This is a genomic window from Fuerstiella marisgermanici (genome assembly GCF_001983935.1).
GTDB classification, from domain to species: Bacteria; Planctomycetota; Planctomycetia; order Planctomycetales; family Planctomycetaceae; genus Fuerstiella; species Fuerstiella marisgermanici.
On record NZ_CP017641.1, the window covers coordinates 3,873,734 to 3,887,432 of the forward strand.

Annotated in this window: 5 protein-coding genes; 3 read left to right on the forward strand and 2 right to left on the reverse strand. The window is 53.9% G+C overall.

Annotated elements, in window-relative coordinates; genetic code table 11:
* The first annotated feature begins 193 nt into the window (after positions 1 to 193).
* On the forward strand, positions 194 to 3,328 hold the full coding sequence (locus Fuma_RS14420) for a CHAT domain-containing protein (protein WP_158520989.1): 3,135 nt from the start codon (positions 194 to 196) through the stop codon (positions 3,326 to 3,328).
* 108 nt (positions 3,329 to 3,436) lie between these two features.
* Here Fuma_RS14420 and Fuma_RS14425 read toward each other — a convergent pair whose 3' ends face one another.
* Positions 3,437 to 5,551 carry an SUMF1/EgtB/PvdO family nonheme iron enzyme gene (locus tag Fuma_RS14425; RefSeq protein WP_158520990.1) on the reverse strand — a complete coding sequence of 705 codons (2,115 nt, stop codon included), beginning with the start codon at positions 5,549 to 5,551 and terminating at the stop codon, positions 3,437 to 3,439.
* Between the two features lie 514 nt (positions 5,552 to 6,065).
* On the opposite strand from Fuma_RS14425, the gene Fuma_RS14435 reads away from it, so the two are divergent.
* Both Fuma_RS14435 and Fuma_RS14440 read left to right on the forward strand, forming a co-directional pair.
* A complete protein-coding gene (locus tag Fuma_RS14435; RefSeq protein ID WP_077024743.1) occupies positions 6,066 to 9,710 on the forward strand; it encodes a tetratricopeptide repeat protein in 3,645 nt (1,214 codons plus the stop codon).
* A gap of 432 nt (positions 9,711 to 10,142) precedes the next feature.
* Positions 10,143 to 10,529, forward strand: a complete 387-nt coding sequence (locus Fuma_RS14440; RefSeq protein WP_145944181.1) for a hypothetical protein — start codon at positions 10,143 to 10,145, stop codon at positions 10,527 to 10,529.
* Between the two features lie 1,153 nt (positions 10,530 to 11,682).
* Here Fuma_RS14440 and Fuma_RS14450 read toward each other — a convergent pair.
* Positions 11,683 to 13,659 (reverse strand): hypothetical protein, encoded by a 1,977-nt coding sequence (locus tag Fuma_RS14450; protein ID WP_077024746.1) that lies wholly within the window; start codon positions 13,657 to 13,659, stop codon positions 11,683 to 11,685.
* Between the last annotated feature and the right edge of the window lie 40 nt (positions 13,660 to 13,699).

The window sequence follows — 13,699 nt, forward strand, 5'->3', positions numbered from 1 at the left end:
GCCTTCATTCGGCCAGCGCAATGTGATTGACCCCGGTTCGTCATTCGATCGCATGTCCTGGACAATTGATCCCCCACCACGTAATCGACTCCTTGTGATCGCATGGCCAAGCGATCACGGCTTCCCCGATCTGCAAGAGGGGAGATTGTCGGAGATCATTTCGGTCGCTTGCCAAAAGGATGTGCAAACTTCATTGCTCACGTTCGTTGCCAAACCGTCAATGGCCATCGATGGAGTTCAGCTTGGGATTGAAGAACTGGAAAAGGAAAACCACGCCACTCATTGGCAGATTCAAAGCTCTTTATTAGCGTTATCTGGCCGCCTTGATGCCTCGATTGATTGTGGCCGTAAAGCAGAACAGCTTGTTAAGTCAGTCTTCGGCAACGACCATTGGCGCGTCCGCAGTGCACAACAAACACTTAGCGACCTGCAGGATATTAAGAAACTCAGCGATGACCAGCGGAGGTCTCTACGTGAGGCGATTGTCGAAGAGGCACGTGTCAACGAAAACTCCGGTAAGTCTCCACTGCTTTTCTCAACGTTCGAAACGATCTCCTACGTTGCGGCACGACAACCGGGGCTCATTGATGAGGTGACCGCAAGAGGAGTTCTGTCGCCTCACGTCATCCCACTGGTTGCGGCAGCAGAATCACTTCAGGAGGTCCTTGCGAAGCGAACAGAAGTTCACGGAGATCACCATTTGAGTGTTGCGATGACGAACAACGAACTTGGACTAATCTGCCACCAACAGGGTAAACTGAATGATGCGGTTCGATTCTTTACAGAAGCTGCGACAGAACTGCGTGCAATCCATATCGATTCGGGGCCAGCCTATGTTTCCGTGCAAAGCAACCTGGGGCGCGTTTACCATGATCTGGCAGACTGGGCCAATGCCCGGCGTTGCTATGAACGGACCAGCTCGGCCAACAAGAATGCGCATCAAGTCGCAGACTTACAGACTGTCGTGACCAAAACCAATTTCGGTGGGCTTTGGCTAACAGCCGGCGACTACGATGCCGCAGAGAAGTACCAACGCAATGCGTTGGCCACATCACGTGAGCTTGCCGGTGAGTCCCATCCGCTGACGATTCAGTGCCTGATCAATCTCTCCGCAACACTTCAGGCGAACGGCACGCTGGAATCTGCCGGACAAATTCTGGATCAGACAATTAAGTTGACCCGCCACCAATTTGAGCAGAATGAAACACTTGCCTGCGAATTATCGGTCGCGTTGAATAACCTGGCCGCCATCAGATATCAGCAGGGGCAACTGGAAGAAGCGGATAAACTGCTACAGGAATCGCTGAGGATCATTATCAAGAGGTATGGTCCAGACCACCTCTACGTGGCAATTCGTCTGCAGAACCTCGCGAATGTCGCGTGTGATCGCGACAAGTACTTGGAGGCAGAAAAATACTGTCGCCGTGCGCTGGACATTCGCCGCAAAAACCTCGGCGATCTGCATCCGGATTTTGCAGCCGCACAGATCGTTCTCGCGGAAATCCTGCAGTCACAAGGCAACACAAGTGACGCTGGCGAGTTGTATGAAAGGACCATCAGGGTTGCTGCCCGAAGCTGTGAAGTCGCCGCGCTGGCGCAGAACGAACGTGAGCAACTGCAAATGGGAGCTCACTTTCGAAGTTGTCTGGATCGATTCATCGCGTTTTCATTTGCGAATCAGCAACAGGTCGACCTTGAAAAGGTTTACAGCAGTGTTTTTTCATGGAAAGGAGCAACACTCATCCGTCAGCGGGCAGTCCGGCAGTTGGCCTCCTATCCGGAAATCGCAGAGTTATTTACCGAACTTCAAACATTGACCCAGCAACGTGCGTTATTGACCGGCGCTGTTGCCGCCGATGTTCGGAACGAGGAACCGAAAACGCAACTGCGGAACGTTGAGGATTCGATCGATGCCGTGACAGACGAGTTGAATCGCCGGGGTGAAAAGTACCGTTACGAAACTCAGCATTTCAAACCCGAAGATCTGGCGGAAGCCTTGTCTCCTGATGATGTTTTCGTGGACTTCTTTGAGTACAACGCAGGAGGTACGAATGCAGGCAGTGGTCCCAACCGCAACAATCGTCGCATGGCAGCATTCATCCTGAAGCCAGGAAAGAAGTTGGTCCAGTTGGACTTGGGACCGACTGATCCATTGAGGGTCGATATTGATTGCTGGCGTGAATCCTTCGGTTTATCGCAGACGTCCAGGCTTGCTGGCGAACGTCTTAGAAAATCCGTTTGGGAACCGATTCTTCCCTATGCCGAAGCTGCCCGAACAATCATCGTTTCGCCTGACGGCGCGCTTGGCCGTCTACCCTTAGGAGCATTGCCCGGGAAAACCCCGGACACCTATTTGATCGAAGAACACCGGTTCGCCCTGATCCCTGCCCCACAGTTGCTGCCTGCACTGGCAAAGAAAGAGGAATCTTCGAATCTGACTGGGGACCTGCTGTTATTCGGTGATATCGACTACGGCACCTCGCCTCAGCAACCTGATGAGAAACCATCGGAGTTGGACCGTCAGTCAACGTTGTCCGGCGGTGTTCAGCGGCATCAACCCTTCAAGTCGCTCAACGAGACTGGCGGAGAGATTGCCGAGATCCGGCGGCTGTTTCAGAAGGTCAGCTTAGGTGATGACCCGAGTGATGCGCAGCTTCTTGCTTTCATTCGAAATACGAAATCGCTGTCTGGTTCGTCTGCATCGGAATCTCGTTTTCGTGAATTGGCACCGCGGTTCTCCAGACTACACATTGCGACACACGGATTCTTCATACCGACGGAAACTGCTTCGTCTTCAAAAACAACCGCAGAGCTGAGTGTTGCTGTTCAAGGCTTGTCACTCGCCGAACACCGCGCTCCGGAACTGAGCAATCCGGAATGGCTTTCCGGCCTTGCATTGGCCGGAGCCAACCTCGAACCAGAACCCGGCGAAGACGACGGGATTCTGACCGCTCAGGAAATCGCCTTCCTGCCACTGAACGGCGTCGAGACGGTCGTACTCTCTGCCTGTGAAACCGGACTGGGAGAAGTGGCTGGCGGAGAAGGTCTGATCGGGATACAGCGAGCCTTCCAGGTCGCCGGAGTTCGCACAACGGTGGCAAGTTTATGGAAAGTGGATGACCTCGTCACCCGCCGCTTGATGGAACGCTTCTATCGCAACTTGTGGGAAAACGAGATGTCTCGTTTGGATGCTCTGCGAGAAGCTCAACTTTACATCCTGAACAACCCCGCCAGCATCCGCGGAGCAACCGTTGAGGGCCAGCAATCAAGCAAGCGCGTTCCGCCCTACTACTGGGCCGCATTTCAACTCTCCGGCGACTGGCGGTAATTCTGATGCTCGCTATTCAGTTTCCACGACAACTCGAAACCCGATATTCTCAGCGAAAGCGTTCTTTGACTGGGGGACGCGAACTGCGGCCCGTTGAAGTGCGATGCGTCATATGTAACACCCACCTCGAATCGCATAGAATTCAGAAAAGCGACTGCCTTTGGGGTCGACGGCAACCTGTTTGGTGTAGTCGAGATCGAATCCATCTTGACACCATTCCCAAACGTTCCCGTGCATGTCGTAGAGACCAAACGCATTGGGCTCGAACTGACCGACTGGCGCAAGTTGATTCGGATACCCGTCTTCTGAATCAGACCAATATGCTTGCTTACGACCGCGGATATTCAGAGTTTGTCCGGGGTTGACTCGTGTGGTATTCCCTTGAGAGACGATTTCAAAAAAATCTGTTGAGCTGCTGTTTCGGATTCTCAACTTGTCTGATTCAGAGAGCGATGGCGCCACGAGTTCTGTTTTCGAAAGGCGCCACTGCTGTTGCTCTTGGTGAAAATTCAGCAATTCGCCTGGATACCCGCTTACTGTATCGCCATTTTGCTGGTTCCCAAAAGTCAGGTAGACGGTTGGCGGAGTTTTATCGATCACTGGACGGACCACATCACTTTTGCCGACGCCAATCAGTCTGTTATTAACGGTTACCGATCGATTTGAGTTGTTGAGAATTAGTGTTGGGGCGTCCGTTTTCTCCTTTGCAATCCCCCGCTTAGGCTCACACACTAAGCCCGACTCGCCTCCACCGAAAATCGTCATTTCGGGAGCACTACACCAGACGATGTCTTTCACCATGCCGCCGTCTGACTTGTATTCCAAAGCGAATTTCCCGATTTCTTCCTGGCCCGGTACGTTCGCGAAGTGAGTGATGGCGTCAGGGTCATCGCCGAATGAAAATCTTGTTTGGGTTCCTGCACGGCACGCATATTCCCACTCTGCCTGCGTGGGGAGTCGAACCTTCCGCTTCAAGCGGACCGACAGCCACTTACAAAATGCCTGAGCGTCACCCCACGTGACGAATGTCACCGGATACTTGTCGGTCACGTTGAAATGCCGAGATGAATCCCAGTGCATATTCTGCATGATAGGAACCGGCAAAGACGACTGAGCCTCAACGCCCCGCTTCGATTCCGTTTCGTAACCCGTCGCTTCAACGAATGCTCGGAACTGGCCGACGGTCACTTCGAACGCACTGATTTCGAAGGGCTTTGAAATGGAGACGCGATGACGCGGAAAACTGTATTCATGGAACTCTTCATAGGTCTCACCCGGAAAGTCCTCGTGCAGAGATTCCAATGATTGCTCACTCCCCATCTGGAAAGTTCCCGCCGGCACCTTCACGAATCTCATCCTGAGTTTTTCCAGCAGTGATTCGGGCTTGCTGTGATCAAACGTCGTTGCAGCCTCAGAAATCGCAGTTGGCTGCGTCAAGAAAAGCCTGTCCATCGCGCCGTCGAAGCGAATGTAAGGGCGTTGCCCGGTCTCTGATTTCACTTTGCGTGCTGTGGTGCGGAACGCTTCAATCACCTCAAGGCCTTCCGCGGGCCTGTCTTCCAGTGTTTCGACTAAGCTCATCGTGTACGGTGAGTTGTTGCCACTTCCATCAGACGCCACAGCGCCGGGTTTCGTGGAAAACGTGATGATGGTGCCATCTGGTTGACTCGCGACGTGGTTTAGCCCTTGAACGGTTGCCGCGCGAAAGAACGCGCGGAACGGATTGTTCCGACAGCAGTCAAGAATAACGACTTTATAACTGCACTCGGAACCATCCAGCTTTGCCATCACCCGCTGCAGCGAAAGGCACTCATATTCTGCATCTGCGGCGTCTTCAACTTTGGCATTCAGAGGAACAAGGTAGTTTTCTCCCCCCACCTGCATGCCATGACCTGCGTAATAGACAACGCATAAGTCATTTGCTTCAAGCGACTTTGTCGTTTCCGAGAGTCCGTCGATCATCTGGCGTTTTGTGAGATCTGTCAGGATTTTCACTTCAAACTTCAGTTTCTTGAGCACTTTCGCGATGGCGACCGCATCGTTAACTGGATTCTTCAGCTTGTTCGCTTGGTACGCCGAATTCCCCATCACGATTGCAACCCGACGTCCGGAAAACTCTCTAGGACTCGTCTGAGCCAGCACCGAGTTGACTTCGCTTTCGATTGAAAGCAGGGCGACGGGGACCGCAGCAAAGAGAAAGATCGCTCGAAGTTTCTGAGGCATGGTGGTCATCGGTGTGAAAACGGACTGCTTTTGGTCGTAGGAGTTCATCGCCGTCGAGCGATGAACCCAATCTTGCCCCACACGCGTTCTCTTGTCAAATCGAAAGGTTTCTCGTCGTCGAGACTCGCTGACAAACGCCGCCGTGTGTTCTGATTGGAATGGCGTAGCGTGAACTCTAGGGTTCTTCGTAGCGGAACTCGCAGAGAGTTTCGTTTTTTGCAGCAAATTGAGGACGTCGAAAGTCTCTGCGACTTCCGCTACCGCTTGAGTGCCCATCGGTTGTGCGACGAAGTTCTTCACTGATCAAATCGCGGTCGCTTGGCGGGCTTTCGTCCGTGCTTTCACCGAACGTCGCAGAGGAAACAGAGAAATCATCAGACCTGTCCTCTGTTCTCTCCGCACGCTCCTGTTCAAAAACCGAGATGAAGTGGAACGACAGCCGTCCTTCAGCAGTTGACTTCTCTTCGCAAACGCTCGAAAACACTTCTCTCCACGAAACCAGAAAGCGAAACTGATGCGATATCTTTCCGTGCTACTTGCGACTGTTTGCTTGGTCTCTGCGCTCGCTGTGGCTTACCCCGACGAAATTGCGGAAGTTGTTCCCGACCGCGCCGACATCATCGCGAATGCTCAACGTGCCTACCGGGCCGGGCGTTTTGAGGACGCGGTCGAGTTGGGTGAACAACTTGTCGCAATCGATCGACGTTCTGACGGTGTTCAAAGCGAAGTAACGTTGGCTTCGATGCGGTGGCTGGCTTCTGCTTACGAAAAGCACGACCAGATCGAAAATGGTGTCAAGCTGCGACAAGAAATCGTTGACGCTCACGCTGCCGCTTTCGGCAAAGATCATTGGAAGACAGTGGACGTGCGAGTTGCTCTCTCCGAAATTCAAGCAATTGCCGGAATGTCGCCGGAGCAACGGATGGCAGTCCGGGAAGGACGAAAGTTGGCGGTGCAATGCCGGACGCTGGCGAACGAAGCGAAGCAGCCGGAATCCATTCGCGCAGGATTGGCGGCCATCGTTCAGTTCGAGAAGGCGTTTGGCGTTGATTCTCCTCAAATCCTTCCCGTGCTGAACAATCTCGGAATCGTGCGCGAACGATCCGGACAATATGCGGAATCGAAGACTCATCTCGAACGCTCGCTGCGCATTCATCAGAAGGCGTACGGACAGAATCACCCAAAGACGGCACTTGCGTTAAACAGTCTTGCTTCGACGGAAATGGAATTGAACGAACAGGAACAGGCGGAATCGCATTGGATCATGAGTCGCGAGATTCTGGAAAAAGTGCATGGACGCAACCACGCAGATGTTGCCCTGGTCCTTTGCAATCTTGGTGAATTGTATCGCGATCAAGCCCGCCTCGAACCTGCAGAAAAACTGCTGAGAGAAAGCCTGAGGATTTTTCAGGAAACGCTTGGTCCGGACAATGAACAAACGCTGGGGACTCAAAACAACCTGGCAGTTTTGCTGAGCGATCTGGGGCAGATTCAGGAGGCGTTGAATCAACACCTGATCCTGCTGGACAGGCGGCAAACTGCATTTGGGCTGCTGAACACGGGAACCGCAGACAGTCTTAACAACGCCGGGACCGCGTATGTCAGGCTTGGGCGGTACGCGGAGGCCGAAGAACTTCTGCTCAAAGCCGTTGGTGTTCGCATGAAGCTGCTGGGAAGGTTGCACCCTGAAACTGTCGATTCGTTTCAAAATCTGGCCTACCTGATGGCAGAACGCGGAAACTTCCAGCAGGCCCTGCAGCTCAATAAGACTGTGGTTGATCAGCAGCGACAAATTCGCGGCTCAGATGCTCCCCAAACAGCGTTGGCTTTGAATAACCTGGCAGGTCTGTACCGTGATGTTGCAGATTACCAAAACGCCATGCTGCATTACCTCGAAGCACAGAAGATCTTCTCGCAGCACAACGACGGGAAGCATCCACGCTCGATACTGCTGCTGCACAACCTCGCGGATCTGGCTCTGCGGATGGCGGACTTTCCGGCGGCCGTTGATCAGTTCAAGAAGTGCTATCAGCTAAGCGTCGAGGTGCTTGGTCAGCGTCACCCGTCGACGCTAACGACTGCCAGTGGATTGGCCGAAGCACTCCGCAGTGTCGGTGACTTTCAGCAAGCTCAGGAATTGCATCGTCAGGTGGTGGCAGCTCGCCAACAGACCTTCGGGGAATCTCATCCGGCCACATCCGATGCGGTTCACAATCTCGCCAATTTGCTCATCATTGACAGGCAATTCGACGACGCAGAAGAGCTGCTGTTTAAGAGCTTAGAGACAGTAAGAGCATCGTCGGGGGCTTCTCATCCGGACAAAGCCAAGACACTTCACAATTTGGGATTTCTTGCAAACCTGCGTGGGCGTTTCGCTGAGGCTGACGGTTTCTTCAGAGAATGCGTGAGTTCTCAACGTGTGCAATTAGACCGCTTGTCGATAGCCCAATCTGACCGACAGCAGCGACAACTCAACTTGGTTCTCAGACAGTCACTCGACGTCTGGATGGCAACAGCGATTGAGGCGGAACAATCGCCAACGGCAATCTACGACGAGGTGCTGGCATGGAAAGGAATGGGATTTCAGCGTGGCCGACTTCAGCGCAACATGCCGCGTGCAGCGGAAGCCGAATTGGCTGCAAGCCAGATGCTAAAACTTAGCCGCGACCTGGCAGCGATGATTCGGCAGCCTCAGATTGATATGACTTCCGAAGCTACAGTCAGAGAGTTTCGGCGTCTGACCGAACAACGCGAAGATCTGGAAACTCAGCTCAACAACAGCCTTCCCCCATCGCCGAACTTCACGTCGGCAGACGTGCTGCACGCGCTGGATGCGAATACCGTTGTGCTGGATTTTCTGGAATACACAAAATCGTCGCTTGTGACCGACGCGGACGACGCGACTCGAGATGAGTTTCGCGCGATCGCCGGGGGCGTAGTTGTGGATCGCCGCCTGGCAGTCTTCATTCTGACAAAAGCGGAAGGCGTCAGGTTGGTCGACCTTGGCCCCCTTCAACCGATTGCGTCAGCGGTAAAAAAATGGCGACAAACGTTTGGTCAAACAGCCGATGGCGTTGCAGCGGCCACTCTGCTCAAGGAGTTGATTTGGCTGCCGATTCAGGCTCATATCGGCAGTCGCAAAACAGTCGTCAATTGTCCTGACGGAATCATCGGCACATTCCCTCTGGAAGCCCTTGCAGGAAATGAGCCTGCGACTGTCTTACTGGAAGAATTTCGGTTCGTTCGGCTTCCTGTTGCGGATGCTGTCGTCGGGATGTCAGATTCAAGGATCGAAAGCGAGTCGAACGCGTTATTGCTGGTTGGCGATGTTCATTACAACGCGTGGCCAGGACAAAATGACCGACTCAAGCCCGGTTCGCTGCCATTGAATGAAGCAGTCTACGCGGAAGCTCAACTCGAGTTGTTTACCCCACTTCCTGGCACACTGGCCGAGATCAACAGTGTTCGCCAGGTGTTCAGGAAACACTTTCCAGATCGAAGGGTTCAGGAACTGACGAAAGACGGAGCCACTGAGAGTTCTGTTCGAAATGGCCTTAGCGATGCCAGCTTCGCAGTACTGGCGACGCACGGATTTTTCAACAGCAGGCAGGCAAACGCCCAACAGTCGGCGCACATAATTTCTCAGAACAATCCGATTGTTGTTGGCTATCATCCCGACGTGCTTAGTGGGTTAGTGCTCACAGGTGCCGGGTTTCGGCCACCGCAGCCGCTGCTCGGCGTGGATGATGGGATCCTGACGGCCATGGAACTGAAAGGACTTGACCTGCGGCACCTGGAAATCGCCGTCCTTTCCGCCTGTGAATCCGGGTTGGGACGGAACTCTTCCGGGGAAGGCTCTTATAGCATCTGTCGAGCGTTGCATGGGGCGGGCGTTCGCACAACGGTCGCCAGCTTATGGCCTGTCGATGATAAGGCCACGACACTGCTTATGTCGGAATTCTGGCGAAACATCTGGGAGCGAAAACTGTCGCGAATCGAAGCTCTTCGTCAGGCGAAGCTCATGATCCGCAACAAGTACGATCCTGAAACCCACTCGCTGCGCGGAGCAACGGTAGCTCCAGCAGACAGTGAGCCGGGTGCTGATCGAGTGTCACCTGCATTCTGGGCCGCGTTTCAACTGTCTGGCGACTGGCGGTAGTCAGTTTCTTTCGTTGTTTTTCAGATTCAACAACGGTCCATGAAGTTGAAGAACAAACACCTGGTTTTCCTTTGGCTCAACTGGAGACGCAGTTGCGGAGGATGAAACCCCCGCTGCCCGCTCGGTTCAGTGAGGACTACGGGCTGTCGCACATCCGTGCCTTCGCGGACTCGGCCTGTTTCACACGCCGCCCCTCCCGGGACGTGTCCGTTCTGCACGCTGAAGTCTTTAGAACGCTGGCGACTGTGGGGTCGTTTGGCAGCCAGATGTCTTGGCATTGGAAAAACTCTTTCTGGAAATCCGCTTAACTTCCGTGGCGTTGGCTGTCAGACGTGTAGTGAGGACGGAAACAGCTACGCCGGTAGCAAGGAAACGTCCTTTGATCAGTCAGGGAAGCCTTTAGTAGACACGAATTTCCGAGGAACAGAATCAATGTACCAACTTGCAAAACACTCCGTCGTCGCTGTTGTTATGCTCTCTTGCGTAGCAACATTTGGAAGCCCCGCAGCCAACGCTGGTATGCGGTCCTCAACAGGCTGGCGACCCTACGGAGGTCCGGTCCAGTGGAAAGTCCAACAGTACGATTGCCACTACGGTCCAGGGACGGAAATTCGCTATTACTTTCAAAACAACACGTCGAATTCCGTCACGGTGACCGGGCGATTTCGCTACACCAGCACCGAGGGGCAAACACGCTACGAGGAGTTCAAAGTGACTGTCAAGCCCCGCAGCAAGCGAGGTGGCGCGTGGGATGGCCGAGTGTTCTTCACCAACCATTCGAACAATTGGAAGCTCCTGGAGTTTCGCTATACCAATTGAGTTCGCAGAGGTAGAAACCGACGGCCCAACAGGATGTTCCGCATACAGATGGCGACACAAACAGTGTAGCGAACGTAGTAAATCAATTTCTGAAAGCTCTGACAGCAACGCTGTCTTTGACATCGAGAAGTTACGTTCGGGACGTAGAAGTCTGGGCTCCCGCAGCGTGGCTTTTGGGTGCTTCGGTTTCGTTCATTAAGTTTCCTCTGGCTTGAGATCACAACCGAACGCCGGAGGAATTTGCTGATAGAGACCTTCGCGATGGAGTAACGCATGTGTCTGCGGCTTACCCTTTTGCGAACGCCGGAAACGCAAAACGATGAATAACACTGGCATCAGATGCATAGGCTTGCAATCGCGCAAAAGGGTAAGTACACCTCGAAAACACTGGGCTTTGAGTGGTTTCAGCATGGTTTAGAAGGCTTCCTCACAACCTCAAGGTCGTCGGTTCAAATCCGGCCCAGCGGCATTCACCTCATGAAGAAATTCGTGAGGCTTTCTGTTGCCCAAATGTTTCTTCGTAGCAAACGGCCGACGTTTGGCGGAGCGGCACAGGTCCCATCGCAAAAGGGGAATGCTACGGGGTAAGCCGCCTCGAACTACCCGCTTCGCTTGCCCCCATCGAGATGCGGCACGGCAGTCACCAAGGACTTCCATCCGATGTCACAGATCTTGTCACAGAACCAATCGCAATCCGTGGAATTCTATGTAAACTATGGAATTGATTGTCGGACTGAGAGTCGCGCCCTGTAGACACTAACTCGTGCTCAGCAAAGACTTTATTGCGAGGCCAATTTCATTCAAAGAGTTGGCCTTCGGAACCGGGGGGCTCAAAGGAGTTAGCAATATCTAAGTGCCATTCGTCGTGACCACCGAAGCGCTCTGACAGAGTCTGGCCACTTGACAATTCGCCGCTCAGGACGGTTCGTCATGAGTTAGTTACTGCACCTGTGCTGCGACCACGTGAGACGCGATTCCTGCCCGCCGAATTGTAATGATTGTCGGGAGGTCGAGCCGAACTGCGACAGGCTGTTGTCCTGGCCGACGATCAGCCGAGTATTAATTTTTTTTGTCGGTGGGAATGTGCCGTCCATAGGAAGTTAGCTTTCTGGGTGGAGCCAGCACGGTGAAACAACGAGAGCGGAAACACGCCTCAACCGACAGGCTCGTCGGCCGGAGGCTGACCGGCCGGGATGTCGATCCAGAGCAGCTGGCCCGCTGGTGAACCCATTTGATCCTGGCCTGCCTTGGAATTGGTCGACGACTCCGACTGTGCTGGGTGGTTCGCAGGGGGACCTGTCTGCTGCGGGATTTCACCGGACGGCAGACTCTGCGAATCCGTGGGGGCGGGACCGCGATCCGCGGGTCCGTTCTCACGATCTCCGTTGGGCATCGGAGCAGAAAAGACGGCGTTCATCTTCTCATGAATATGGCGATTCAGGTCGTTGAGCTGTTTCGCGATTGACTCCGGTGGGGAGTCGGGAAAAAACCGGTGACGGAGATAGGTCAGCATCAATTGAAACTGTTCATCGTTCTGGTGATACCACTCGCGGCGCTGCGCCGCTGGAGTTTTCGCGAATGTTTCGTAATCGACCTCACGCCAGCATTTGATCCGCTCGTATGTCATCGAAGGGATCGTCTTGTCATAGACCTGATACTTGTGGACCTTATCTGCATACATCAGCGCCCAGAGACTCAACTCATATTCGTCTGTGACACGTCGCTTCAGGGAATCGTAGCTTTCGCTCTCAAAGAGCTGATCCCAGCCTGCCTGTTCAACATTCAACTGCAATTCTTCACTGTGAATGGACGCCGCCAGCTTGAGGTTCTCCATGGCCGTCTCTGGTGATTGAGTCCAGACCTGTGAGTGTAGCCATCGAACGTTTTCCAGGTGCTGCTCTGCTCGAAAGAGTTCCTGGTCGAACTGGCTCTGTATCATCGTCTTGAAGATGACGTCGACCGGTCGGAGCAGCGGATTCGATTCCGGAAAACGGCTCTGCTTCTTTCCAAAGTCGATCGTCTCTTTGGCCAGTTTCATGCCGACCTTGCCGACGTCGCCGGTTTTGATGATGTCCATCCATTCCTTGTCCGTCAGCCACTCTCGGATCGCGGCGTTGTCCAGGGAGCGCGTGACCTGCTTCGGGTTATTCGCGGCCTCCCGAATCACCGCTTGTCCAGCGTTGTATCCTTTCACACTACTCCCGAATGCTTTGCCGTAAATGTCGGTCATCCGTTTGTGTAGCTGCTCAGGCGAGAGTTTTCTCCCCGCCGGGCTGAGTGCAAACCGACTGGCGTTCCAAAGCACGCTGCCGGTGTTTGCGGGCATTCCGGGGTTGAGCCGGACCGACGGTAATGCTGATTGCAATTTGCTGCGATCACTCATGATCGCCTTTCGCGCTTCGGAAATTCCATCTCTGAACGCGCCCGGTCGGACTTTCCGCAATCCCTTGACGAGCAGGGCCCCCAGTGACATCCCAACACGAACCGCCGCGATCTCAATGAAGATCACGACTCCGATGGCCATGAAAATACCGTTCCAGTTGGCTTCCCGCGGGGCGCCCTGAAAGTCGATTCGCTTCGTCTGAACCGTATCCACAGCGTTTTGAACGGCGTCTTTATGAATCGTGACACCGGCGCGGACGTGAGCGAGCCAGAGTTCCAGTTCCGACGTGTATTGGCTCAGGTATTGTTCTGTGACCATGTGGATGGCCATTTCATCGGCGGCGGAATCCGCTTCCGCGAGGCGTTCTTCAAGATCTGAAAAGTATTGCCGTTGCTCGGCAGTGAGTAAGAACCCATCATCCTCGGGCGACGTTTGCGATGCCGTTGTATTATCCACCTGACGTGGCAGCGACCGTTCCGTAATGTCCTCCTGAGCAACGACGCTCCATGTGTCATCCTCAAGAAGGAGCAGTTGTGCGGTCCACCGATGGCCATCGATATCCAGCAACTGATGTGACTCGCCGGGATCGAGTTGCGACTCTCCGCTTTCCCGGACAAAGAACCCGGTGAGACCTGGGCGTCTGTCGCCGGAGACGACCAGGACTGTAAACGTGCAATGAACAGAAGGGCGGTCAAACCTGGCTGCGGTCCAGAATGAGACGTCGTCGCCTGCTTTGATTGTTAGCATCGAACACTCTCCGGCGAGTCAATCTTTCCACTCAATTCAG